Source organism: Pseudomonas sp. NPDC090752, from assembly GCF_055584805.1.
The window spans coordinates 108,981-132,570 of sequence record NZ_JBVJLI010000014.1; the positions used below are offsets into that span (position 1 = coordinate 108,981).

Here is a 23,590-nt window from a genome sequence, read left to right on the forward strand (position 1 = left end):
CCATGTTCGATAACATTCGCGCGGACTTGCGTGCACACGGCGATGATTGGGGCGCCCAGGGTTTCTGGGTACTGGTGGTGTACCGCTTTGGCCGTTGGCGCTATGGCGTGCGGCCGGCGTTTTTGCGCAAGATCCTGTCTTTTGTCTACAAAGTGCTCTTCAAGTTCGTGCAGATCATTACCGGGGTCGAGTTGCCCTGCGAAGTGGTGATCGGTCGCAACTTCGTCATCGATCATTTCGGTGGGATCGTCATCAGCGGCTATGCTCGATTCGGCGATGATTGCCGTATTCGCAACGGCGTGGTGGTTGGCTTGAAGAACGTCGACGAGCCAATTGCGCCGGTGTTTGGCAACAACGTTGATATTGGCGCGGGCGCCAAAGTGCTGGGCAACATCCGCATTGGCAACAATGTCGCCATTGGCTCCAACGCCGTGGTATTGATCGATGTGCCGGACAATTCACTTGCCGTCGGCGTGCCTGCGACCATCAAAGCCAGAAAGCACAGCGAAGCGATGGAGTGCACGTGATCTAGCCAATGAGTGGCCGCGGATAAAAGAGGTTCCGTTCAGCGCTGTCGAGTGAGGCCCCATGGTGACAGGCATTGGAGTGGTGGTTATCGGCCGTAATGAGGGCCATCGCCTTGAGCGTTGCCTGGCGTCGTTGGCCGGGCGTGCGGACAAGGTGGTCTACGTCGATTCGGGCTCCACCGACGGTTCGCTGGCGCGTGCCGCAGCGCTTGGTGTCGAAGTGCTGGCCCTGGATATGACCATTCCGTTCACGGCAGCGCGCGCCCGCAACGAAGGGTTTGCTTGCCTGCAGAAACACCTGCCATCGATCCGTCACGTGCAGTTCGTCGATGGCGACTGTGAGGTGGATGCCGACTGGCTGGCCAAGGCGCAAGTGTTTCTCGATGCGCACCCGCAGGTGGCGGTGGTCTGCGGTCGACGCCGCGAGCGTTTCCCCGGGCACTCGGTCTACAACTTGCTGTGTGACCTGGAATGGGACACGCCGCTGGGCGAAGCCAAGGCCTGTGGCGGGGATGCGCTGATGCGGGTCGACGCCTTCGTGGCGGTGGCGGGTTATCGCCCTGAACTCATTGCCGGCGAGGAGCCTGAACTGTGTGTTCGGCTGCGGGCGGCTGGCTGGAAAATTTGGCGCCTGGGCGCTGAAATGACCCTGCACGATGCCGCCATGACGCGCTTTGGCCAGTGGTGGCGGCGTAGCCTGCGCGCAGGCTATGCCTATGCCGAGGGCGCGTCCTTGCACGGGGCTCCACCGGAACGGCATTGGCTGCGCGAGTCGCGGCGTGCCTGGTTATGGGGCCTGGGCATACCGCTGTCAATCGCGCTGACGAGCGTGGTGCTGGGCCCATGGTGGCTGCTGTTGCTGTTGCTCTATCCGCTGCAGGCCGTGCGTCTGGCGCGGCGCGGCGGCAGGTCGGCGCGCGAGAACCGGTTGCAGGCGGTATTTCTGGTGCTTGGCAAATTCCCTGAAATGCTCGGCCAGGTGAAATTCCTGCTGAACAAATTCGTGGCCGGCAAGCCGGTGCTGATCGAGTACAAATGAGATGCCTACGATGTTCGGATCATTAGCGAGAAGTGTGCTCATCCTGCAACCCGGCTACTCGTTGCGCGCACTGAACAACAAGCGCAAGTTGGCGGTTGCGATGTACACGCAGTGGCCGGACTTGCGCGCGTTCATGCAGCGCATGTCGGGTGCCTTGGGCGAGGAACGCTTTGCCAGACTGGGGGTGGACTGCATCGGCATGGTGCAGTGGCCCTACCTCAGCAAAGGCTGGGATACCCGTGAGCGGTTCGAGGTGGTGGCGTCGCACTACGAAGTGGTCGCCAGGGATTACCCCGCGCTGTTGCTGTTGGGGCGCGACGAAAGCCGAGTGGTGTGTGACCTGTCCACGTATTCCAAAGGATGCACCCTGGTGCTGGATCGGCCTATCTGGTTCAAGCGCGAAGGGGAGTTGGTGCTCAACCTGTTCCAGGGCGACCTGCGCGTGGCCTCCATTGCATTCACGCTGGGTCGCAGCAACGGCGCGCTGGAGCTGTTCATCGGGGCGGTGCAGGGCATCCATAAAGGCATCGACAGCGAGACGTCGTTGAACATCTATCGCGAGCTGACCAAGGATTTCGAAGGGCTACGCCCAAGAAGCTTGCTGGTCGAGGCACTCAAATGCCTTGCCAGAGCGATCGGCGCAGCACGGATCTATGCTGTCAGTGACACGTGTCGGCACCACCGCCACCCGTATTTTGGCGTCGACAAGGCCCAGGACCTGGCCGCCAACTATGATGTGATATGGCAGGAGAATGGCGCCGAAGCCTCGCCGCGCGAAGATTTCTTCTCGCTTGGGCTGACGCCAGCGAAGCGGGCCCTGGAGGAGGTCGCGCCGAAGAAGCGTGCCATGTACCGCAGGCGTAATGAGCTGCTGGACGCTGTGTTTGCCCGTATAGAAGCAGCATTGCCTGGTACCACTGGGCAACAAGAGCTGCCGCCGCAGCCAGTGACGAACAGCATGAAGGGTCAGGGCATCGCGGAGTCGACTTGACCATTGAGTAAACGGACTTCGATTTGGGGGCGTATGCGCATTGCTTATTTCATCAATCAGTATCCCAAGGTCAGTCACAGCTTCATACGGCGTGAAATCCTTGCGCTGGAACGCCAGGGCATCGAGGTTCAGCGCATCGCCCTGCGCGGTTGGGATGCCGAGCTGCAGGATGGCGACGATCTGACAGAACGGGATAGAACGCGATATGTGCTGCAAGACGGGGTGAAGGGGCTGCTCAAGCCGATGTTGCAAGTACTGCGCGCCCAGCCGAGAAGGTTTTTCTCCGCGCTGAGCCTGGCGCTGCGCATGGGCCTGCGGGCCGATCGCGCCTGGCCTTATCACCTGGTCTATCTGGCCGAGGCGTGCCGTGTCGTGCAGTGGCTGGAAGCCTTTGCTGCCGAACACGTCCACGCACATTTCGGCACCAACTCCACCGAGGTGGTGATGCTGGCCAACGCGCTCGGCGGGCCGAGCTACAGCTTCACCGTTCATGGGCCGGAAGAGTTCGACAAACCACAGTTCCTGCACATGGGGGAAAAGGTCCGCCGCGCCGCGTTCGTCGCGGCGGTCAGCTCGTACGGGCGAAGCCAGTTGTTTCGCTGGGTGGCGCATGAACATTGGATGAAGGTCAAGGTGGTGCACTGTGGCTTGGAGCGCAGTTTCCACGAGGGTGCAGCCGTTGCGCCGCCGACTGCGCCGCGTTTGGTTTGCGTGGGTCGCCTGTGTGAACAGAAGGGGCAGCTGTTATTGCTTGAAGCGGCACGGATCCTGGTGGCCCAAGGCGTGGCGTTCGAAATGGTGCTGGCCGGCGACGGGGAGATGCGCGAGCAGATCGACGCGCTGATCGCCCGACACGGCTTGCAAGCGCAGGTACGCGTCACTGGCTGGATCAGCAGTGCCCAGGTGCGCGAAGAAATCCTGGCCGCCCGCGCACTGGTCTTGCCGAGCTTCGCCGAAGGATTGCCGGTGGTGATCATGGAGGCGATGGCCCTGCGCCGTCCGGTGCTGACCACCTATGTCGCCGGTATCCCCGAGCTGGTTCGCCAGGGTGAAAACGGCTGGCTGTTCCCGGCAGGCGCGGTAGAGGAGCTGGCGGCGGCAATGGCCGACTGCCTGGCGCAACCTGCCGATGCCCTGCAGCGAATGGGCGATGCCGCTTATGAACGCGTGCTGCAGCGCCATGATATCGACACCGAAGCGGCCAGGCTGGTCGGCTATTTCAAGGCAATTGCATGATGACATTACTGAGTTGGCTACTGGGCACCTTGGCACTGCTGGTGCTGTTACCGGTATTGGTGCTGTTGATCCAGGTGCTGCTGGCGTGCTTGCCGGCGCGGCCCACGCCGGTGCTCAACGGCGCGAGGCCCCGAGTGGCGGTGTTGGTACCCGCGCATAACGAGGCGTCGGTGATTGCCTCGGCGCTTGCCACCATCCGGCCGCAGTTGGTCGAGGGCGATCGGCTGTTGGTGGTGGCGGACAATTGCAGCGACGACACCGCTGTATTGGCGCGTGCCGCCGGTGCAGAGGTGATCGAGCGGCAAGATGCGCGCCTGCGCGGCAAGGGCTATGCGCTGGATTATGGCGTAAGGCATCTGGCCGAAGACCCGCCCCAGGTGGTGCTGATCATCGACGCGGATTGCCAGGTGGCAGCGGGCGCGGTCGAACGCCTGGCGCATTGCTGTATCGAGTCTGGGCGGCCTGTACAGTCGCTTTATCTGATGCACGCGCCGGCAGGTGCGGGGCTGAAGGTACAGGTCGCCGAATTTGCCTGGCGCGTGAAGAATCTGGTCCGTCCACGCGGCTGGGCGAGGGCAGGGCTGCCATGCCAGTTGATGGGTGCGGGCATGGCCTTCAGTTGGCAGGATGTGACCGCCGCCAACTTGGCGACTGGCCACCTGGTCGAAGACATCAAGCTTGGCCTGGAGCTCTGCCGCGACGGCAAGCCGCCGTTGTTCTGCCCGGCAGCGCAGGTCACCAGCCAGTTTCCGACCAGCCAGGAAGGCCTGAGCAGCCAGCGTAAACGTTGGGAGCACGGGCATCTGGGCTTGGTGCTGGCAGAAGGACCAGGCTTGATCGGCCGTTCGCTGAAACAGGGAAACTGGCCCTTGCTGGCCATGACCATCGACCTGCTGGTGCCCCCCCTGGCGTTGTTGTCGTTGGCCATGATGGTGGTCTTCACCCTGGCTTGGTTGGCATTTCTGGTTCTCGGCGCTCTCACGCCCGCGTTGATCGCTACAGCCAACCTGGCCCTGTTGGGCACTGCAGTGCTGCTGGCCTGGTGGCGCTTTTCGCGCGAGCTGATCCCGTTTTCCGTATTGCTTTATGCCCCATTCTACGCGGCGAAGAAGATTCCCCTGTACCTCGGTTTTCTGCTCAAGCGCCAAGTGGAATGGGTGCGTTCGAAACGGGATGACAACTAATGGACGACTGGGCTTGGCTGAAACGCTGGAAGAGGATCATCGGCAAACTGCGTGTGGTCAGTGACCCTGCTGACGAGCACAAAGTGCTACAGGCACTCTGCGCACCGCAAGCGGCAACCGTGCTGGGTTTCGTCAATGCCCATGCCATGAACCTGGTGGCTGCCAACGCTCGATACTGCGAGGCGCTGGCCGCCGCTGACGTCTTGCTGCGTGATGGTTCGGGTATCGCGATACTGTACCGCCGCCTCGGGCTGGCACCTGGTCTGAACATGAATGGCACCGACTTCATTCCCGAACTGCTAGCTGCCTTCAGCGGCAGGCGGGTGGCATTCTGGGGCACCCAGGAGCCGTTTCTGAGCCAGGCAGCGCAGCGCAGCGAAGCCCTTTACGGGGTGCAGGTCGTGTCGGTGCACGATGGTTTTGCTGATGTCGACACCTACATCGAGCTTGCTCGGCAATTGCAGCCAGAACTGATCGTACTCGGCATGGGCATGCCCAAGCAGGAAAGCGTCGCGGCAAGATTGGCCGAGATTGGCAGGCCCTGTCTGATCGTCTGCGGTGGGGCGATTCTGGACTTCATGGGCGGCAAGGTCACCCGCGCGCCGAACTGGTTACGTCGGCTGGGGGGGGAGTGGGTATATCGACTGCTGAGGGAACCCAAGCGGTTGTTCGTGCGCTATGTGGTGGGCAACCCACTGTTCCTGCTGCGCGCCATGCTGTGCACGAAAGCGACACTTGCGCCGGCTTCGAGCAAGCGGCCGGCAGGGTAGAACCGCCAGAACGAACGGCAGGACGGAATCGCTCCCGCACTGCTGGCCGGGTGCTGCTACAGTAAAAGCTAACGGCGTGGGGTGCCGGGGTCGAAATTTAATGATTTTGTATTAAATCTAAGGTTGGTTTTATCGCGTTGGTGTAATGGACATGCGTTTGTCGCGCACTTATAAATGAGGCCTCATAATGGTATTCGAGCCTAGAAGCAGCCGTTCCTTGCTCCAGCGCAGAAGTAGCGTGAGTAACGCCATTCAAGCAGGGCTGGACGGGGTGGCTGTCACCGGTGTTGCGTGGTACCTGATTTACGACCGGTTTGGTTATATTACCTCAGACTATGTAATCATGCTGTTGTTGCTGATTGGTGCATTGGCTGTCATTTACGATCATTATGCAATCTATCGAAGTAACGTTGGGCTTTCCGTAAAGGCTTTCAGGTTATTCAAGGCGTGGTCGGCGACGTTCTGTTTTCTCGTGGTCATCGCCTTTGTGACCAAGCAAAGTGAAACTTACTCGCGCTTGCTGGTCGGGCAGTTATTTGTCATTGGCTATATTGTTCAGTTAACGCTGCACATCGTCGTGCGTGAACTGCAAAAGCGTTTTACCGCCCGCGCTCGATTGGACAATGCCTTGATTATTGGTGGGGGCGACCTGGCCAATTTCCTTTATCAGAAGATAAGCAGCAACCCCTGGTTCGGTGAACGGGTGGTGGGGTGCGTGCTCATCGACGAAGCGGAGGGCCCGGATGCGGCAGGGGCGAAACTTCGCCTGCCTGTTCTGGGACGTATTGGCGACCTTGATGAGATCATCGCCAAGCAGGCTATCCGCACGGTATACATCGTGACGCCACTCGGTGGCTCGGAACTGATCAACGATGTCTACCTGAGGCTGCTGGACAAATGTATCGCGGTCAACTGGGTGCCGGACATCTTCTCCCTGCGTCTGATCAACCACAGCGTTCGTGAAATTGCCGGTATTCCGGTCCTGACCTTATCCGAAACACCGCTGACGGGCATGAGCCTGTTCCTGAAAAACCTCGAGGACCGCGTGCTGGCAGCGTTCATCCTGCTGTGCGCCTCTCCGGTATTGCTGGTGGTTGCTGCAGTCATCAAGTTCGACAGCCCAGGGCCGGTGTTCTTCCGTCAGGAACGCACGGGCTGGACCGGTGAGTCGTTCCGCATCTGGAAGTTTCGCAGCATGCGCGTGCACCAGCCTGAAAGTGGCGTCGTGCAACAAGCGCAGAAGAATGACCCAAGGCTGACCCGGGTCGGCGCTTTCATTCGCCGCACCAGCCTTGATGAATTGCCGCAGCTGTTCAATGTGCTGACGGGCGAGATGTCCTTGGTGGGCCCGCGCCCGCACGCACTGCAGCACGACACGCTGTATTCCCAGGACATTGTCGATTACTTCGCTCGCCATAATATCAAGCCAGGCATGACCGGCTTGGCACAAGTGCGCGGACACCGCGGTGAAACCAAGGACATCGAACAGATGATTCAGCGGGTGAACTCGGACATCGAGTACATCAACAACTGGTCACTCTGGCTCGACTTCGTGATCCTGGTGCGGACCCTCAATGCCTTCACCGGCAAGCAGGCCTACTAGCGGATCGCGTTCAACCTGGCACTCCGAAGAGAGACATCGAACAATGAGAACCCTGTCCTGGCTGGGTGAAGGTGCGTCCAAAGTGGCAAAAGCAGAGTGGCCGACCCTGCTGTTGTGGTCATTTCTGTTGTCGCCGTTGTTGCTCAGGCTGTTCGCCGACTGCAGGTGTTCGAAAACGGACTTGCTGGTTTTTTATACACTCGCCATCTCACTGCTATGGCTGCTGGCAATACGGTTCGTGTCCACCAATCAGTTCAAGGTTCATGTGTTTTTGTTACCCTTTTATCTGGCGGCCAGCGTTGATCTGTTTCTGGTCTTTAATTTCGGCTCACGGCTGACGGCGGCCTATCTTTTTATTGGTTTGACCAACTACAAAGAAGCCGGTGATTTTCTGGTGACCTACTGGCATTCAATCGGAATGGTGCTGTTGGTGTTTGCGGTGTGTTATGGCGTCGGCTTGGCCGGCCTTTACCGGCGCAGGCTGTACACCAACAAAGCGGTGCTCTGTTTTGCCGTGGCGGCCTTGCTGTTGGGGTATGGGGCGTACTTCTACAAGACCGTCAAACTTAATTCGTTTGGCAAGAGCGCGGTGCTCGATCTTGTGGCCAAAGATCAAAGCACGCCGATGGGTTATCTGTCACAACTCGGCCTGACGGTGAGCTTGTACACAGAATCGAAAACTTACATAAAGCAGCGCCTGGAATCGGAAGTCAAGATAACCGCAATATCGAAAGATGCCGATGTAGAAACCCTGGTGTTCGTGATTGGTGAGTCATCGCGCCCGCATAATTGGTCGCTGTTCGGTTACCACAACGCAACCACGCCTAATCTTGACAAGACGTCCGGTGTGTTCAAATTCAACAGCATGTGCACGACTGCGCCTTATACGTCGGTTGCGGTGCCCTCACTGCTCAGCCTCGAGCCCATCAGGAATTGGGACCTGATCGCCTCGACCAAGTCACTGGTGGGGATTTATCGCGCTGCCGGCTACAAGACTTACTGGTTGTCATCACAGGAGGTGGACAGCTTTGGCGGGATCATTCCGCAAATTGCTGCGGAGGCGCAAAACCGCCAGTACTTCGAGCGCAGCTACGACGGCGCGCTGATTTCGGAGTACGAAAACATCATCCAGCAAGGCGGTGCACAGAAACAGGCGATCTTCATCCATATCAAAGGCAGCCATTTTGACTATGCCCGCCGCTACCCGCGTGAGTTCGCCAAGTTCAAGCCACCAACACATAGCGCGAAGGACAGGATTACCGCCGATTACGATAACTCTGTGCTGTACACCGACTGGCTGCTGGGGATTCTCATCGATCAGCTGAAGGCGAGCCAGCGCAAGTCGCTGCTGGTGTATTCATCAGATCATGGAGAGAACTTGCTGGACGACAGCCGCAACCTGCTGGGCCATGGTATGGGCAACGAGTATGACCTTTCGGTCGCAGCGTTTATCTGGGCGTCCGATAACTGGTCCGAGCCACAGTCACAAAAGCTGCAGAAGCTGAAGGACAGGGAAGGGCAGCGCGCCAGTATCTCTTCGTTACCGCATACGCTGCTGAATATCACCGGCATTTCGATGCCGGGATATGACAGTACCCAAGACCTGTTGAGCAACGATTTCGTCTCGTCGAAGTGCCCGCACCAGCTCGCCACCGGCTATGTGCCATCGTTCGATTTCGATGTCAAACGGGTTGTGGCGCAGTGATCACGGCAGTGCTGGTTTGAAGGGGATGCTGCATAAGGAAACTCCTCGCTTCTTCCACCAGCCAGTCATGCACCGCTCGCGCCCCCGGTTGGTTCAGCCCGCCCGGAGGGTAATGCACCACATAGCGCTTGTGGTTGGCGATAGGTACCCCGAACGGCACGATCAACGCGCCGCGCTCCAGCTCATCGTTGAGCAAGGTGCGCCGGGCAATCGCCACGCCGACGCCGGCAATCGCCGCCTCGATGGTCAGGTGGTTGCGGTTGAACGTGTGTCCGCGCCGCACATCCAGCCCTGATGCGCCAATGCCTTCCAGATAGAACTCCCATTCGGCAAAGTCGGAACTGCCGCGCCAGGCGGTGATGTCATGCAGCAACGGATAGTACGCCAGGTCCGCCGGGCCGTGCAGCGGCGGCCGGCCACGCAGCAGGGCAGGCGAGCAGACCGGGAAGATCTGTTCGTCCAGTAACGGTGTGGAGAGCATGCCCGGGTAGCTGCCATCGTTCAGGTCGATAGCCAGGTCGAAGTCACCGGGGTGCAGCGCGTGGGCGCTGTCTTCGGCCACCAGGCGCAACTCGATATCCGGGTAACGCTGCTGAAACCGTGGCAACCGAGGCGTCAACCACTTGGCCAGGAAGGATGGAATCGAGCGTAGACGCAGAGTGCCGCGTATTTCGCCAGCATCCAGGCGCAGCAGCTCGGCTTCGATGCTGCCATAGGCTTCGGCCACCGTCTGCGCCAGACGCTGGCCTTCGGCGCTCAACTCCACGCCGCGGGCCCGGCGTTGGAACAGGCGATAGCCAAGGCGCTCTTCGAGTTGGCGCATCTGCTGGCTGACCGCACCGGGGGTGATGTGCAGCTCCTCGGCGCAGCGGGTGAACGACAAGTGCCGGGCCGCACAGGAGAAAACATGCAGCCAGACGAACATCTGGCCATTGAGTTGTCGTCGCATCGTTTAGTACCACTAAAGCCTTGCTTAGGAATTTTCGTTGGTCATCAACGCTTGAGCAGCGCAGTATCGCGCCAATCCGCAGTTGCGTTCAATTTCTTCCGATAACCGCGTGTCGGCATTTGAGCCGAGCGTGGTCAGGCATTAGCATGGCTATCAGTGTTTTCGACCTTTTCAAAATAGGCATTGGCCCCTCCAGCTCCCACACGGTAGGCCCGATGCGGGCAGCGGCGACCTTTGCCCAGGCTTTGCATACCCAGGGTTTGCTGGGGCAGGTGAGCCGAGTCGAGGTGCGGCTGTATGGTTCGCTATCGGCCACTGGCGTGGGCCATGCCACCGACCGCGCCTGCTTGCTTGGCCTGATGGGGCAGTGGCCGGACCGTATCGACCCGGCTACCATCGAGTCGCGTATCGGCCAGGTGATGCAGGAGCAGTGTTTGATGCTCGATGGCAGCCAACCGCTGAACTTCGTCTACAGCCGCGACATGCTGCTGCTGGACGAGAACCTGCCCTATCACCCGAACGCCATGAGCCTGGAAGCCTTTGATGGGCAGGGCAGCCTGTTTAACCAGACCTACTATTCCGTCGGCGGCGGTTTTATCGTCGAGCAAGGTGAAATCGATGCGCCTGCGAGCGAGGCGAATGCGGTCACTTTGCCTTATGAGTTCTCCAGCGGCGCTCAGTTGCTGGCCCTGTGCAAGGCTCACCAGCTGAGCGTGGCCCAGTTGATGATGGCCAACGAATGCGCCTGGCGCCCTGAAACCGAAGTGCGTGAAGGTTTGCTGCGCATCTGGGCGGCGATGCGCGAGTGCGTGGTCAACGGCTTGCGCAATGAAGGCATCCTCCCAGGCGGGCTGGGCGTCAAGCGCCGCGCCGCGCGCCTGCACCGCAGCCTGCAGGAGCTGGGCAAGCCGAACGTGATCGGCTCGACCTTGAGCGCCATGGAGTGGGTCAACCTGTTCGCCCTGGCGGTCAACGAAGAGAACGCCGCCGGCGGGCGCATGGTGACCGCGCCTACCAACGGCGCGGCGGGCATCATCCCCGCAGTGCTGCACTACTACATGAAGTTCAACCCAGAGACGTGCGACGACGACGTGGTGGCATTTATGCTAGCGGCCGCCGCTGTCGGCATCCTGTGCAAGAAAAACGCCTCTATCTCCGGTGCCGAAGTGGGCTGCCAAGGCGAGGTGGGCTCCGCCTGCTCGATGGCCGCTGCCGGCCTCGCGCAAGTACTGGGCGCGACGCCTCCGCAGCTGGAAAATGCTGCCGAAATTGCCCTGGAACACAACCTGGGCCTGACCTGCGACCCGGTCGGAGGGCTGGTTCAGGTGCCGTGCATCGAGCGCAACGCGATTGCCGCAGTCAAGGCTATCAATGCCGTGCAGATGGCGCTGCGAGGGGATGGCGAACACTTCATATCGCTGGATCGAGTGATCCGTACCATGCGCGATACCGGTGCGGACATGCATGCCAATTACAAGGAAACTTCGCGCGGCGGCCTGGCTGTCGCGTTCGTCGAGTGCTGATCAGATGTTCGCCGGCAAGGTAGCTTGCCGGCGAACATTAGGTTATGCGCCCTGCAGCTGGCTGATCGCTGCCTTCAAGCGCTGCGCCAATTGCGGCCGGTCCTGGTGGGTGATATCCGGCGCCTTGCGTACCCGACCGTGCTGGTCGATCCAGTGGCCGTTGCTCAGGTAACGGTAACTGGCCGAACCTGTGTTCCACTCGGCATCCAGCAGGCCGTGCAGGTGGAACGTCTGCGCAATCTGGCTGAGCGGGCCACTGGGGCTGCCGTCCAGGCTCAGCACGATCGAAGGCGCGCCGGCCGGGGCAAACTGCAGCTCGCTGTAGTCACCCCAGACATTTGCCTGGAACACCTGTGGCGGGTAGGTGGTCTGGGAGGCCCGCGCCTTGCCGGTGACTTTCTTGGTCACGGTGTTCACCAGCAGGTCAAGGGTCAAGACCGGCGCCCCAAGCAGACCGTTGCTGACGTTCAAGCGGGTGTGAAACAGTCCGATAGCCATGTTGTCGCTCCTTGCCTGCTCAGGCTTTCTTGGCGGCCTTGGTGGCCGGGCTGGTGGTCGATTCAATCGCCTGGTGCAGGGCCTTGCCGACGGCGCTGCCGGCCAGTCCTTTCAGCTGCGCACCATCACCGGTGGCGATGACTGCCTCCAGCGTTGCGTTGTGCAACTCGGTTTGCAGGTCGACGTTGGCCAACTGCTTGATACGCTGACCTTCCAGCACCACCGGCACATTGTCCACGTTCACCCAGCGCTGGCCATTGAAGTACTGATAGTTGGCCACGCCGCGCTGCCAGTCATGTTCGAGCAGCACCTGCAGCTTGAGCAACAGCGGTGAATTGGCATGCGCGCCACCGTGGTTGCCTTGGACCGTGAGCAGGATCTTGCCTTCGCTTGGTGGCTGCACGGTCAGGTAGCTGTAGCTACCCCAGGTGTCCAGCTGCAGGTCCAGTGGCGGGTTGGTGGTCTGGGTGACTTGCGCGTGGCCGTTCAAGCTGCGGTCCGGGGTGTAGACCAGCAAGTCCAGCTGCAGGCGCTGGGCGCCGGGCGCGTTGTTACCGATCTGGTAGGAGACCGGGAACAGTCCGGCCGAAGGTGCGAGCAGTGATTCAGACATGATTGCCTCCATTGCATTCGATGAATGACAGACTCATACATGACTGCGCAGGCGGGCGATAAGGCGAGGAAAGAGGAAGGTGGGCGCGGGTGACTAACGGCCCGGTGCGAGCGGCTGTTATCAGCCGTCTTGTGCAGCCATCCCTGCTGTACGGTGCCGCCTGCCTGGCAGCCCGCTTGAGTAAAGCAGGGCGGCCAAACCGTGATGGCCTTTTTGCACTATCTCCGACAAGTGGTCTGACGTAATGCTTTGAGTACTTAATGTTGTTTCGAGATTAGCTCTAAATCCTCCTAGTTATCAATTGATTGCATTTTTAAGTTCAGGCGTTTTATCTGGTGCCAAGGGCTCGACTCGCGCCCCTGGCGACTGGCAGGATCAGCTCAGCACCTCCCGCAACCGATACCACAACATCCCCAGCGCTAGCAGCGGTGAGCGCAGCGCCTTGCCGCCCGGGAAGGTCAGGTGCGGCACGGCACTGAATACATCCAACCCCTGGCTATGCCCGGCTGCAATTCCTTCGGCCAGCAGTTTCGCCGTCCAGTGCGTGACGTTCAGGCCGTGCCCGGAATAGCCCTGGGCGTAATATACGTTGGGATACTGGCTCAGCCGTCCGACCTGGGGAAAGCGGTTGGCGGTGATGCCGATCATGCCGCCCCACTGGTAGTCGATGCGCACCTCGGCCAGTTGCGGGAATACCTTGAGTACCTTGGGCCGCATGTACGCGGCGATGTCCTTGGGGTCGCGTCCTGAATAGTGGCAGGCGCCGCCGAACAGCAAGCGACGGTCGGCGGTCAGTCGGTAGTAGTCCAGCCCGACTTTCTGGTCGCACATGGCCATGTTCAGCGGAATGAGTGCCTTGGCCACGGCCTCGGGCAGGGGCTCAGTGGCGACCACATAACTGCCCGCTGGCAGCACTTTGCCACTCAGGCGTGGTTCCAGCTCATCAAGGTGGGCGTTGCAGCCGAGGACAAGGCTCTGTGCCCTGACCTTGCCGCGTGAGGTATGCAGGGTCACTGTGGGACCATGCTCAATGCGCACTACCGGGCTTTGCTCAAAGATGCACACGCCCAGGCTGTGGGCAGCGCGCGCTTCGCCCTGAACCAGGTCGAGCGGGTGCAGGTGGCCTGATCCTGTGTCCACCAGGCCACCGGCGTACTGGTCGCTGGCGACGATTTCGTGCAGGCGATCAGGGCCGACCAGTCGCGTTTCGTGGCGATAGCCGAGCTCGGCCAACTCCGCCTGTTCGTCTTCGAAGGCGGCGAACTGGGCCGGCGTATTGGCCAGCTCGCAGAAGCCCCAGCGCAGGTCGCAAGCAATGTCGTATTGCTCGATGCGTTTTGCCACCAGCGCTACTGAGTCGATGCCGGCCTGTTTGAGGTAGCGCACGCCGTCCTGGCCGACGTAGCGGGCAAAACCGCTGACGTCATGGCCAATGCCGCGGATCAGCTGGCCACCGTTGCGCCCGCTGGCGCCCCAGCCGATGCGCCGGCCTTCCAGCAGAATCACCGACAAGCCGCGCTCGGCCAGCTCCAGCGCGGTGTTGACGCCAGTGAGGCCACCGCCGACCACGCACACGTCGGCAGTCAGTTCGCCGTCGAGGCTGGGGTAGGGCGCGGTATCACGCGCGGTGGCGGCGTAGTACGACGCAGTGTGTTGGATATCGAAAGGCATGGCGCGTTCTCGGCTCAGCGGTTGGACTTGATCTTGCTCCAGGAGCGGGTCATGACGCGCATGATCTTCGGGCTCGGGGTACTGGAGATGTACAGCTTGTCCAGCACTGCCTGGGGTGGGTAGATCTCGGGATTGTCGACCAGCGATGTATCCATGAAGGCCTTGGCGTCGGGGTTGGCGTTGGCGTAGCCGACCGTGGCGCTGACCTTGGCGATCACTTGGGGCTCGAGCAGGTAGTTAATGAATGCCAGGGCTTGTTCGGGGTTGTTGGCGTCTTTTGGGATAGCCAGCAAATCGAACCACAGGTTGCTGCCCTCTTTGGGAATGCTGTAGGCGATCTTCACGCCGTTTTTCGCCTCGACCGCACGGTTGGCGGCCTGAAACACGTCGCCGGAGTAGCCGAACGCCACGCAGATGTCGCCGTTGGCCAGGTCCGAAACGTATTTGGAGGAGTGGAAGTAGGTAATGTAGGGACGCAGCTCCAGCAGGCGCGCTTCAGCCTTGGCATAGTCACCAGGCTTTTCGCTGCGCGGGTCCATGCCCAGGTAATTGAGCATGGCCGGGAACAGCTCGTCAGGCGAGTCCATGAAGGCGACCCCGCATTGCTTGAGCTTTTTCAGATTCTGGGGCTCGAACAGCACCGCCCAGGAATCGATGCGCTCGATGCCCAGCACCGCCTTGACCTTCTCGACGTTGTAGCCGATGCCGTTGGTGCCCCACAGGTACGGCACCGCGTACTGGTTGCCGGGGTCGTTCTGTTCAAGCTGCTTGAGCAGCTTCGGGTCCAGGTGTTTCCAATTCGGTAGCTTGCTGCGGTCCAGTGGCAAAAAGGCGCCGGCCTGGGCCTGGCGGGCGAGGAAATGGTTCGACGGCACGACCACGTCGTAGCCGGTGCGGCCGGCGAGCAGCTTGCCTTCCAGGGTTTCGTTGGAGTCGAACACGTCATACACGACCTTGATCCCGCTGCCGGCCTGGAAGTCGGCCAGCGTCGTGTCGCCGATATAATCGGTCCAGTTGTATACGCTGACGCTAGGCTGGGCCTGGGCGGCTGAACCGAACAGCAGGCTGAATGCTGCGGGAATCAGGGCTTGCAGATGACGCATGTCGACACCTCTTTGGTCTTGTTCTTCGAGTTCGGTGTAGGAGGGGGCGCAAATGCGCCCCAGGCGATCAGACGCTGAGCAGCAGGAATTCACGCTCCCACGAGCTGATCACACGCTTGAAGTTTTCATGCTCGGCACGCTTGACCGCCACGTAGCCCTGGACGAACTGTTTGCCCAGGTACTGCTGCACGGTCTCGCAGTCTTCCATGTGCTGCAGGGCGTCCTCGATGGTGATCGGCAGGCGCAAGTTGCGCCGTTCGTAGGCGCGGCCCTGCACCGGCGCACTCGGGTCGATCTTCTCGACCATGCCCAGGTAGCCACACAGCAGGCTCGCGGCGATCGCAAGGTAAGGATTGGCGTCGGCGCCCGGTAGGCGGTTTTCCACACGCATCGCCTCGGGACTGGAGGTCGGTACCCGCAAGCCGGCGGTGCGGTTTTCCTCACCCCACTCGACGTTGACCGGCGCCGAGGTGTCCGGCAGGAAGCGGCGGAACGAGTTGACGTTGGGCGCGAACATCGGCAGCAGCTTGGGGATGTACTTCTGCAGGCCACCGATATGGTGCAGGAACAGCTCACTCATGCTGCCATCGTCGTTGGCGAACACCGGCTTGCCGGTGGCGATGTCGACCACGCTCTGGTGCAGGTGCATGGCGCTGCCCGGCTCATCGGTAATCGGCTTGGCCATGAAGGTGGCGGTAACGTTGTGCTTGAGCGCTGCCTCACGCATCGTGCGCTTGAACACCGTGATCTGGTCGGCCAGGTCCAACGCGTCGCCATGGCGGAAGTTGATCTCCATCTGCGCCGGGCCGTCTTCATGGATCAGGGTGTCGAGGTCCAGGCCTTGCAGTTCGCACCAGTCGTAGACGTCTTCGAACAGCGGGTCGAATTCGTTGGCAGCGTCGATCGAAAACGACTGACGCCCGCTTTCAGCCCGGCCCGAGCGGCCCAGCGGCACTTGCAGGGGCAAGTCCGGGTCTTCGCAGCGCTTGGTCAGGTAAAACTCCATCTCCGGCGCGACGATCGGCTGCCAGCCCTTGTCGGCATACAGCTTGAGCACTTTCTTCAGCACGTTGCGCGGCGACAGTTCGATCGGGTTGCCCTGCTTGTCGAAGGTGTCGTGGATCACGATCGCGGTGGGTTCGATGGCCCAGGGGATTTGATACACCGCCGTCGGGTCGGGGCGGCAGACCATGTCGATGTCGGCGGCATCGAGCAGGCTGTAGTAGATATCGTCGTCGACGTAGTCGCCGGTAACGGTCTGCAGCAGCACGCTTTCAGGCAGGCGCATGCCACGCTCGTGGAGGAACTTGGCAGTCGGCGCGATCTTGCCGCGGGCGATGCCGGTCAGGTCGCTGATCACGCATTCGACTTCGGTGATCCGGTGTTCTTTCAGCCAGGTGGAGAGCTGATCGAAGGGGGCGTTCATACAGACCTCTTGGTTGGGTTTTATTGTGGGAGCGGGCTTGCCCGCGAAGGCCGTTACTGGCTTTCGAATAGTCAGCCCTTCCCAGGTGAAGCACTGACGACTATCTTGGTCGCAGCCCCCGTGGCGATCTATCCACTTTCTCCGGTAATCAATGCACCAAAAGAGTGCAACTAGGACAACGCGTGACAACGCCCAATGCCCTGCAGGTTCAGGCCTTCCACACCACTGATGTGACCGAGCAAGTGCGTGCCACGCCCGGTTGGCAGCAGCAGTACCGGCAGATGTCGCCAGGGCATTTCAGTGGCGAGCTGCGTTGTTTGGGGCTGGATGGCGTGGACGTATACGAAGAGCGCCTGAACACTCGGGTCGAGCAGTTCTTTCGTGCTCCGAGCGGTTCGCTGGCCTTCTGCTTCGACCGCAGCGAGAACAGCTTGTACCTGCTCAACGAGCAGAGCCGGAATATCTGGATCACACCGGAGCATTACCAGGAAGTCGCGGTGGTATTCGACCAGGCGTTCCTGGCGCGGCATGGGCTTGACCCGCAGCGCCTCGAGGGCTTGTTCATGGTGCCGCTGGGCAGTGGGCAGAACGCGTTGTTCGGCAGTTGGCTCAGTGCCACACTCACCCGTCTTGGCGAAGCGGATTGTCCGCTTGAAGGGCAGGCGCTGGCCGAGCAGTTGCTGGAAGATTGCCTGTTTATCCTCGACAACGCTTGCCAACGGCTGCAAGGTGGCGCGCTGGGGCGTCGCGGTGAGGAGCGGGCGATCATGCAGCGCGTCAGCGACTGGGCTGCTGACTGCCCGGAAGAAACCTTGAATTTGATGGAGTTGGCTGATGTTGCGGGCGTTTCGTTGCGTCAACTGCAGCAGGCTTTCAAGGCCTTTACCGGTATGCCGCCGGCGCAGTGGTTGCGATTACGCCGGCTCAATGGCGCCAGACGTGACCTGCTGCGCGGCGGCGAGATGACTGTGGCGGAGATCGCCATGCGTTGGTCGTTCTGGCATTTAGGCAGGTTTTCAGAGAGTTACAGGCAATTATTCAAGGAGTTTCCGAGCGAGACGCTGCGGCGCAGGCGGGCCTGAAACCTGCTATCGTGCCAGGCAGTTTCCACCCGAGGTTCCGATGTTCTACCTGCCATTGCCCAGCGACCAGGCCGACCGCCTGGCCAGCGAGCCTACTGACTTCTTTCACACCGCCAGCCTGGTCGAGGCTGCCGCCGTACTGTTCGTGCAGAACCTGCCACGCCAACCTGCCAACCTCTGCGCCGATGCCCAAGAGCGGCGTTTTGCAGAAATCGTGCGCATTGCCAATGAAGTGGAAGCGGCTGCCCCAGGGCGTTTCCAAGGCCAGGTGGCACAGCATTTCGACCGCGAAGCATTCGCCATGGGGCTCGGCATGCTGGGTGAGAATGGCATAGCGCTGGTCTCGGCAGAGGTTCAATACACGCCAGATGAATTTCAGGATGCCGAAGGCCAATGGAACTTCCAGTTCGCCGACAGCTACCGCCAGCGGGTAACGCCCTTGCACCCGGTGTACCTGCCGTCACTCGCCAGCGACCTGCTGCTCAGTGATCAGCAGAATCGCCTGTTGCGCGAGTTCCTATCTGGCGTGGACGATTCGGTGGCGGTGCAGGGCTTTGCCGGCACCGGCAAGACATTCCTGATCCACCAGTTCGCACGCCTGCTCGACCCGCAACGCACGTTGCTCCTGGCCCTTACCGAAGGCCAGCTGCGCGCCTTGCAGGCACGGGTCAAGGATGCCGCGGCCTACAAGGCGATGACCTTCGGCCAATTGGCCGACGAGATCCTCAACCGCGACCTCACCAGCAACGGCTGGCGCCTGCGCGACCCTTACCGCACCAAGCTGTCGTGGCGCCCGCAGGAAGCACAGGTGGTGAAATGGCTGGCCATCCCCGATATCGGCCCACTGGCCGCGCGCGATGTGGTGGCCCTGTGCATCAAGGCGGTACGCAGCTTCTGCCGCAGCGGCGACAGCCAATTGCAGTTGCACCACCTGCCCTGGGCCGGCCCCGGTACCTCGCCGCTGGATCAGGAAGTTCTGCTGGAGAAGGCCCGTCTGTATTGGCAGGAGCTGATCCGCCCTTCATCGCGTGAGGTCCAGCTGCCCGTGCGCGATTACCATCGGGTCAAGCTGCTGTCGCTGACGGCCGAACTGATCGACAGCCGCTTTACCCACGTGATTGTCGACGAGGCCCATGAGCTGTCTGCGCCGATGCTCAGTGTGCTCGACCGCAGCCCGCAGTCGGTCATCGCCCTGGGTGACGAACTGCAAAACCTCAACGGCCTGAGCCCACACCATGGGGGGTTCATCCGCCAGCGCTACATCGACCATTCGCTGCGTGCCGGGCCGGCCATGGATAACGTGCTGAACCCCTTGATCCAGGCACACCCGGCGGCTATCCAGGCCGCATTCAGCGGCAGTGCCGAGCATTACACGCGGGTCAGCTTCTTCGACACCGTGACCGTGCCTGCGCACCCCACCGCGTTGATCGTCGATGATGAATGGGGCCTGTTCGGTTGGTTCCAGCGCCTGACCCACCAGGGCGTGCCGTTCGTACTGCTGAAAAGCGCGCGCAAGGACTTCGAGCTGTTCGTCGAGGATTGCATCGAGTTGTACCGCCACGGCACGCGACCACGCCACCCGATGCTGTTCCGTTACCCCAGTTGGCAGGCACTGGAGCAGGACAAGGGCGACGACAAGGCCTTTGTTGCCGTGGCCAACATGCTGCGCAAGGGCTACACCCCGGAGCACTTTGCCAAGGCCAAGAGCCGTTACCGCTGGGACAAGGCCCCCAAGCTGTTCCTGGGGCGCGTACGGGATGTGAAGAACATGGAGTTCGCGCGGGTGATGGTGTCGCCGGAGCTGATGGTCGCACCGGTAGTGGCGGGTAATCGCAATGAGCGCGCGCGGATGCTGGCGGGGTTGTACACCGCGTGTTCGCGGGCGCGGCATGAGTTGATCGTGCCGGGTGGGATGCTGGACTGGGTCAAGGACCAGATCCGCGATTGAAATTGACGGGGGCCGCGAGGCGGCCCCGTCATCGGATCAGTTACGATCCAGCCAAACCGTCTGCGCATTGGTGAACTCACGCACCCCAAAATGCGACAGTTCGCGCCCAAAGCCACTCTTCTTCACCCCACCGAATGCCACGCGGGGGTCGGAGGCGCAGTAACCGTTGATGAACACGCCACCAGTATCCAGCGCTGCGGTCATGCGCTCAGCCAGGGCGTAGTCCGCGGTGTAGATGGTCGACGCCAGGCCGAATTCACTGTCGTTGGCCAGTTCCACGGCATGTTCGGCATCGCGGGCGGTGATGATTGCCGCTACCGGGCCGAACAGCTCCTGCTTGAATGCGGTCATGTCCGGAGTGACGTTGGCAAACACGGTCGGTGCGTAGAAGTTGCCCACGCCCTCGATCTTGTTGCCGCCCAGCAGCAGCGTGGCACCTTCGGCCAAGGTCGCCTGGACCTGGCCATCGAGCTCGTCGCGCAGGTCGTAACGTGCCATCGGACCGATGTAGGTGTCATCTTCCAGCGGGTTGCCGACTTTCAGCTGGCGCGTCGCTTCGACGAATTTACGGGTGAATTCCTCGGCGATGCCTTCTTCGACAATCAACCGTTTGGCCGCGGCGCAGACCTGCCCGGTATTCTGGTAGCGCCCAATAACGGCAGCCTTGACCGCTGCATCCAGGTCGGCGTCGGCCAGCACGATGAATGGGTCGGAGCCACCGAGTTCGAGCACGCACTTCTTCAGCGCTGCGCCGGCCTGGGCACCGATGGCCATGCCGGCGCGCACGCTGCCGGTGAGGGTCACAGCGGCGATACGTGGATCGTTGATGGCACGGGTGACGCCTTCCGGAGTGACGTTGAGTACCTCGAACACACCTTCTGGCAGCCCGGCATCCTTGAACAGTTCGCCCAGCAGGTAGGCGCTGCCCATCACGTTTGGCGCGTGCTTGAGCACATAGGTGTTGCCGGCGAGGATCGCCGGCACGGCGCCGCGCAGCACTTGCCAGATTGGGAAGTTCCACGGCATCACCGCCAGGATCGGGCCCAGCGGGCGGTATTCGATACGGGCCTTTTCCACCTGAGTCGGCTCGGCGGCGAGCATCGCCGGGCCGTGCTCTGCATACCACTGGCACAGGCCGACACACTTGGCCACTTCGCCACGGGCCTGGCTGATCGGCTTGCCGATCTCGCGGCTGATCATCTGCGCGAAGGCTTCGGCTTTAGCCTGCAGGGTATCGGCCAGGGCCAGCAGGTATTCGCTGCGCTGACCCAGCGACACCTGGCGCCACTGACGATAGCCAGCCTTGGCACGATACAGCGCCGCTTCCAGTGCGGCGTCGGTGTCGAACGGGTAGCTGCCGATCTGCTCGCCGCTATGCGGATCGAGGGAGATGGCGTGGGTCAGGCTGCTGATCTGGCTCATGGCTGGACACTCGTTGTTGTTAATCAGTTAGGCCAGACTAGAGGGCTAGGGGTTTAATGAAAACTGAATAATAATGAGCGAAACATTCACGTTTGGAGAATGACTGTGGATCTGGTGCAACTGGAGATCTTCAAGGCCGTGGCCGAACAGGGCAGCATCAGCGCCGCCGCCCAGCATATTCATCGGGTGCCGTCGAACCTGACCACACGTATCAAGCAACTGGAAGAAGACCTCGGCGTCGAGCTGTTCATCCGCGAGAAAAGCCGCCTGCGCCTGTCGCCTGCCGGTTGGAACTTCCTCGAGTACACCCGGCGCATTCTCGACCTGGTGCACGAGGCGCGGCTGACCGTGGCCGGCGAAGACCCGCAGGGCACCTTCGCCCTGGGATCGCTGGAGAGCACGGCGGCAGTGCGCATCCCGGCATTGCTGGCGGCCTACAACCAGCGTTACCCCAAAGTCGATCTCGACCTGTCCACCGGGCCGTCCGGGACCATGCTCGAAGGCGTGTTGTCCGGGCGCCTGGTAGCGGCGTTCGTCGACGGTCCGCTGTTGCACCCCACGCTCGAAGGCATGCCGGTGTTCGAAGAAGAGATGGTAATCATCTCGCCGCTCAACCACGCGCCGGTGACCCGCGCCCAGGACGTCAATGGTGCGAGCATCTACGCCTTCCGTGCCAACTGCTCGTACCGCCACCATTTCGAGAACTGGTTCGTCCAGGACCAGGCGGTACCCGGCAAGATCCACGAGATGGAGTCGTACCACGGCATGCTCGCCTGCGTCAGTGCCGGCGCCGGCCTGGCCATGTTGCCGCGCAGCATGCTCGACAACATGCCCGGTTGCAGCACGGTCAGCGCCTGGCCGATGTCGGAGGACTTCCGTTACCTCAAAACCTGGCTGGTGTGGCGCCGCGGGACGGTGTCGCGCAGCCTGAGCATGTTCGTGAAACTGCTTGAGGAGCGGCGCGCGGCCTGACCACGCATCAGGGCGAACGCCAGGCGCGACAGGGCATCAGATAATAGGTAAGCCATCCCCACAAGGAGGGGCGAACCATGCGCAACCATCACTATGCCTTGGGCGCGACGCTGCTGCTCGCGCTGGTGCTTCCCTGGATGCTCGCCGCTGCCGCCGACCTGAATGCCCCCATCGACATGCAGGCCGTGCAGCTGCAACCCCAAGAGCAGAATGGCGTTCGTTACCTGCAGGGCGGTATTGGCCAGGATGAAGCCAATGCCCTGCGCAAGACCACGGGCTATGACCTGCACGTCGAACTCTCGACCGGGCCGGAAGGCAAGTTTCAGAGCGGTGCCTCGGTGGAGATCCAGAATGCACAGGGCAATACGTTGCTCAGCGTGCAGGATGTCGGACCCTTGTTCTATGTACAGCTACCGCCAGGCCAGTACACCGTCATCGGTCAGGCAGAGGGCAGTACCGTCAGGCAACAGGTGACCGTGAATGGCAAGGCTCCAGTCACGGTGAACCTCAACTGGCGTTGAGGTGCACGCCTTGATGTTCAAGCGCTCTCAAGATCGAGCGCCGCGCGGGCGGCGCTCGATCTTGAGAGCGCCAAAGACCTCAAGCCAGGCGAATCAGCCTTTAGTGGCAATTAACTTTCAACTTTCAACTTTCTGATTATCTGGGCAATAATCAGAAAAGTATTACCTCGTGTGACCGGTTGGATGCATCGGCCACCGTTAAAAATCGAGGGGCGAAAAGCCTCCGCTTGCCCGTGTCGACCATCAGGAGAAGTCATCGATGAAAACCCGTCTCGCCACTACAGTGGCGGCTGCCGTATTGGCTTTGGCCGGGGCCAACCTGGCCCAGGCCGCGCAGGTTTCGGGCGCCGTGGGCGCTACTGGTCAAGGCGATATGACCTACCGTATCGGCTTGTCCTTCGATTGGGACAAGAAATGGCTGGAAAGCAGCACCGGTTACGTGAGTGGCTACTGGGATGCGGCCTACACCTATTGGGAAGGGGGTGACGCCAGCGGCGCCCATTCCCTGTCGTTCACCCCGGTATTCACCTACGAGTTCAGCGGCTTCACCTACACCCCCTACATCGAGGCCGGTATCGGCCTGGCGGCGTTCTCCAAGACTGACGTCGGAAATCAACGCATGGGTTCGGCCGTCAACTTCGAAGACCGCATCGGCTTTGGCCTGAAGTTACCAGGCGAGCAGAAAGTCGGCATTCGCGCCATGCACTACTCGAACGCCGGCATCAAGCAACCGAACGACGGTATCGAGTCGTACTCGCTGTTCTACAGCAAAGGTTTCTGAAGCCAAGGGGCCGCAGGGCGGCCCCA

General features: G+C 61.1%; 21 protein-coding genes. 14 read left to right on the forward strand and 7 right to left on the reverse strand.

What is annotated here, in order from left to right:
* Positions 1 to 2 precede the first annotated feature (2 nt).
* The 8 genes from ACZ6YA_RS18940 to ACZ6YA_RS18975 all read left to right on the forward strand — a co-directional run bounded on the left by ACZ6YA_RS18940 (position 3) and on the right by ACZ6YA_RS18975 (position 9,055).
* Positions 3 to 527 carry a serine O-acetyltransferase gene (locus ACZ6YA_RS18940; protein ID WP_465898616.1) on the forward strand — a complete coding sequence of 175 codons (525 nt, stop codon included), beginning with the start codon at positions 3 to 5 and terminating at the stop codon, positions 525 to 527.
* A 61-nt stretch (positions 528 to 588) separates the two neighbouring features.
* Positions 589 to 1,566 (forward strand): glycosyltransferase family 2 protein, encoded by a 978-nt coding sequence (locus ACZ6YA_RS18945; RefSeq protein ID WP_465898617.1) that lies wholly within the window; start codon positions 589 to 591, stop codon positions 1,564 to 1,566.
* A gap of 10 nt (positions 1,567 to 1,576) precedes the next feature.
* Complete coding sequence (locus ACZ6YA_RS18950; protein WP_465898618.1) at positions 1,577 to 2,557, forward strand: DUF535 family protein; 981 nt, start codon at positions 1,577 to 1,579, stop codon at positions 2,555 to 2,557.
* 33 nt (positions 2,558 to 2,590) lie between these two features.
* Complete coding sequence (locus tag ACZ6YA_RS18955; RefSeq protein ID WP_465898619.1) at positions 2,591 to 3,793, forward strand: glycosyltransferase; 1,203 nt, start codon at positions 2,591 to 2,593, stop codon at positions 3,791 to 3,793.
* Positions 3,790 to 4,977, forward strand: coding sequence for a glycosyltransferase family 2 protein (locus ACZ6YA_RS18960; protein ID WP_465898620.1), 1,188 nt, complete (start codon positions 3,790 to 3,792; stop codon positions 4,975 to 4,977). The genes ACZ6YA_RS18955 and ACZ6YA_RS18960 overlap by 4 nt, the downstream gene beginning before the upstream one ends.
* A complete protein-coding gene (locus ACZ6YA_RS18965) occupies positions 4,977 to 5,747 on the forward strand; it encodes a WecB/TagA/CpsF family glycosyltransferase (protein WP_465898621.1) in 771 nt (256 codons plus the stop codon). The genes ACZ6YA_RS18960 and ACZ6YA_RS18965 overlap by 1 nt, the downstream gene beginning before the upstream one ends.
* 187 nt (positions 5,748 to 5,934) lie before the next feature.
* A complete protein-coding gene (locus ACZ6YA_RS18970; RefSeq protein WP_465898622.1) occupies positions 5,935 to 7,350 on the forward strand; it encodes an undecaprenyl-phosphate glucose phosphotransferase in 1,416 nt (471 codons plus the stop codon).
* Between the two features lie 43 nt (positions 7,351 to 7,393).
* Positions 7,394 to 9,055 (forward strand): phosphoethanolamine transferase, encoded by a 1,662-nt coding sequence (locus ACZ6YA_RS18975; RefSeq protein WP_465898623.1) that lies wholly within the window; start codon positions 7,394 to 7,396, stop codon positions 9,053 to 9,055.
* Here ACZ6YA_RS18975 and ACZ6YA_RS18980 read toward each other — a convergent pair.
* Positions 9,033 to 10,004 carry a LysR substrate-binding domain-containing protein gene (locus ACZ6YA_RS18980; RefSeq protein ID WP_465898624.1) on the reverse strand — a complete coding sequence of 324 codons (972 nt, stop codon included), beginning with the start codon at positions 10,002 to 10,004 and terminating at the stop codon, positions 9,033 to 9,035. The two genes, ACZ6YA_RS18975 and ACZ6YA_RS18980, sit on opposite strands and share 23 nt — an antisense overlap.
* A 146-nt stretch (positions 10,005 to 10,150) precedes the next feature.
* Between ACZ6YA_RS18980 and ACZ6YA_RS18985 the strand changes: the two genes are divergently transcribed.
* Positions 10,151 to 11,527 carry an L-serine ammonia-lyase gene (locus ACZ6YA_RS18985; protein ID WP_465898625.1) on the forward strand — a complete coding sequence of 459 codons (1,377 nt, stop codon included), beginning with the start codon at positions 10,151 to 10,153 and terminating at the stop codon, positions 11,525 to 11,527.
* Between the two features lie 42 nt (positions 11,528 to 11,569).
* On the opposite strand, the gene ACZ6YA_RS18990 is transcribed toward ACZ6YA_RS18985, so the two are convergent.
* The 5 genes from ACZ6YA_RS18990 to ACZ6YA_RS19010 all read right to left on the reverse strand — a co-directional run bounded on the left by ACZ6YA_RS18990 (position 11,570) and on the right by ACZ6YA_RS19010 (position 16,838).
* Positions 11,570 to 12,025, reverse strand: coding sequence for a DUF1842 domain-containing protein (locus tag ACZ6YA_RS18990; RefSeq protein ID WP_465898626.1), 456 nt, complete (start codon positions 12,023 to 12,025; stop codon positions 11,570 to 11,572).
* 19 nt (positions 12,026 to 12,044) lie between these two features.
* Positions 12,045 to 12,638, reverse strand: a complete 594-nt coding sequence (locus ACZ6YA_RS18995; RefSeq protein WP_465898627.1) for a DUF1842 domain-containing protein — start codon at positions 12,636 to 12,638, stop codon at positions 12,045 to 12,047.
* Positions 12,639 to 13,013: 375 nt separating this feature from the next.
* Positions 13,014 to 14,309 carry an NAD(P)/FAD-dependent oxidoreductase gene (locus ACZ6YA_RS19000; RefSeq protein WP_465898628.1) on the reverse strand — a complete coding sequence of 432 codons (1,296 nt, stop codon included), beginning with the start codon at positions 14,307 to 14,309 and terminating at the stop codon, positions 13,014 to 13,016.
* A gap of 14 nt (positions 14,310 to 14,323) precedes the next feature.
* Positions 14,324 to 15,412 carry a polyamine ABC transporter substrate-binding protein gene (locus ACZ6YA_RS19005; RefSeq protein ID WP_465898629.1) on the reverse strand — a complete coding sequence of 363 codons (1,089 nt, stop codon included), beginning with the start codon at positions 15,410 to 15,412 and terminating at the stop codon, positions 14,324 to 14,326.
* 67 nt (positions 15,413 to 15,479) lie between these two features.
* Positions 15,480 to 16,838: a glutamine synthetase family protein gene (locus ACZ6YA_RS19010; RefSeq protein ID WP_465898630.1), complete on the reverse strand. Its 1,359-nt coding sequence runs from the start codon at positions 16,836 to 16,838 to the stop codon at positions 15,480 to 15,482.
* Positions 16,839 to 17,020: 182 nt separating this feature from the next.
* On the opposite strand from ACZ6YA_RS19010, the gene ACZ6YA_RS19015 reads away from it, so the two are divergent.
* A complete protein-coding gene (locus ACZ6YA_RS19015; RefSeq protein WP_465898631.1) occupies positions 17,021 to 17,920 on the forward strand; it encodes a helix-turn-helix domain-containing protein in 900 nt (299 codons plus the stop codon).
* 40 nt (positions 17,921 to 17,960) lie between these two features.
* Complete coding sequence (locus ACZ6YA_RS19020; RefSeq protein ID WP_465898632.1) at positions 17,961 to 19,868, forward strand: DEAD/DEAH box helicase; 1,908 nt, start codon at positions 17,961 to 17,963, stop codon at positions 19,866 to 19,868.
* Positions 19,869 to 19,904: 36 nt separating this feature from the next.
* Here the strand turns inward: ACZ6YA_RS19020 and ACZ6YA_RS19025 are convergent, their stop codons facing one another.
* Entirely contained in the window at positions 19,905 to 21,290 is a 1,386-nt protein-coding gene (locus ACZ6YA_RS19025) for an aldehyde dehydrogenase family protein (protein ID WP_465898633.1), read from the reverse strand.
* Between the two features lie 105 nt (positions 21,291 to 21,395).
* On the opposite strand from ACZ6YA_RS19025, the gene ptrR reads away from it, so the two are divergent.
* The 3 genes from ptrR (at position 21,396) to ACZ6YA_RS19040 (ending at position 23,564) form a co-directional block, all read left to right on the forward strand.
* Complete coding sequence (gene ptrR / locus ACZ6YA_RS19030; protein ID WP_465898646.1) at positions 21,396 to 22,262, forward strand: putrescine utilization regulator PtrR; 867 nt, start codon at positions 21,396 to 21,398, stop codon at positions 22,260 to 22,262.
* 77 nt (positions 22,263 to 22,339) lie between these two features.
* A complete protein-coding gene (locus ACZ6YA_RS19035) occupies positions 22,340 to 22,783 on the forward strand; it encodes a carboxypeptidase-like regulatory domain-containing protein (RefSeq protein WP_465898634.1) in 444 nt (147 codons plus the stop codon).
* Between the two features lie 259 nt (positions 22,784 to 23,042).
* On the forward strand, positions 23,043 to 23,564 hold the full coding sequence (locus ACZ6YA_RS19040; RefSeq protein ID WP_465898635.1) for an acyloxyacyl hydrolase: 522 nt from the start codon (positions 23,043 to 23,045) through the stop codon (positions 23,562 to 23,564).
* Positions 23,565 to 23,590 lie beyond the last annotated feature (26 nt).

Bases quoted from the DNA above. Each gene is read 5' to 3' on its own strand.
- ACZ6YA_RS18940 (WP_465898616.1), top strand. From the start codon at position 3: ATGTTCGATAACATTCGCGCGGACTTGCGTGCACACGGCGATGATTGG.
- ACZ6YA_RS18945 (WP_465898617.1), top strand. From the start codon at position 589: ATGGTGACAGGCATTGGAGTGGTGGTTATCGGCCGTAATGAGGGCCAT.
- ACZ6YA_RS18950 (WP_465898618.1), top strand. From the start codon at position 1,577: ATGTTCGGATCATTAGCGAGAAGTGTGCTCATCCTGCAACCCGGCTAC.
- ACZ6YA_RS18955 (WP_465898619.1), top strand. From the start codon at position 2,591: ATGCGCATTGCTTATTTCATCAATCAGTATCCCAAGGTCAGTCACAGC.
- ACZ6YA_RS18960 (WP_465898620.1), top strand. From the start codon at position 3,790: ATGATGACATTACTGAGTTGGCTACTGGGCACCTTGGCACTGCTGGTG.
- ACZ6YA_RS18965 (WP_465898621.1), top strand. From the start codon at position 4,977: ATGGACGACTGGGCTTGGCTGAAACGCTGGAAGAGGATCATCGGCAAA.
- ACZ6YA_RS18970 (WP_465898622.1), top strand. From the start codon at position 5,935: ATGGTATTCGAGCCTAGAAGCAGCCGTTCCTTGCTCCAGCGCAGAAGT.
- ACZ6YA_RS18975 (WP_465898623.1), top strand. From the start codon at position 7,394: ATGAGAACCCTGTCCTGGCTGGGTGAAGGTGCGTCCAAAGTGGCAAAA.
- ACZ6YA_RS18980 (WP_465898624.1), bottom strand. From the start codon at position 10,004: ATGCGACGACAACTCAATGGCCAGATGTTCGTCTGGCTGCATGTTTTC.
- ACZ6YA_RS18985 (WP_465898625.1), top strand. From the start codon at position 10,151: ATGGCTATCAGTGTTTTCGACCTTTTCAAAATAGGCATTGGCCCCTCC.
- ACZ6YA_RS18990 (WP_465898626.1), bottom strand. From the start codon at position 12,025: ATGGCTATCGGACTGTTTCACACCCGCTTGAACGTCAGCAACGGTCTG.
- ACZ6YA_RS18995 (WP_465898627.1), bottom strand. From the start codon at position 12,638: ATGTCTGAATCACTGCTCGCACCTTCGGCCGGACTGTTCCCGGTCTCC.
- ACZ6YA_RS19000 (WP_465898628.1), bottom strand. From the start codon at position 14,309: ATGCCTTTCGATATCCAACACACTGCGTCGTACTACGCCGCCACCGCG.
- ACZ6YA_RS19005 (WP_465898629.1), bottom strand. From the start codon at position 15,412: ATGCGTCATCTGCAAGCCCTGATTCCCGCAGCATTCAGCCTGCTGTTC.
- ACZ6YA_RS19010 (WP_465898630.1), bottom strand. From the start codon at position 16,838: ATGAACGCCCCCTTCGATCAGCTCTCCACCTGGCTGAAAGAACACCGG.
- ACZ6YA_RS19020 (WP_465898632.1), top strand. From the start codon at position 17,961: ATGTTCTACCTGCCATTGCCCAGCGACCAGGCCGACCGCCTGGCCAGC.
- ACZ6YA_RS19025 (WP_465898633.1), bottom strand. From the start codon at position 21,290: ATGAGCCAGATCAGCAGCCTGACCCACGCCATCTCCCTCGATCCGCAT.
- ACZ6YA_RS19035 (WP_465898634.1), top strand. From the start codon at position 22,340: ATGCGCAACCATCACTATGCCTTGGGCGCGACGCTGCTGCTCGCGCTG.
- ACZ6YA_RS19040 (WP_465898635.1), top strand. From the start codon at position 23,043: ATGAAAACCCGTCTCGCCACTACAGTGGCGGCTGCCGTATTGGCTTTG.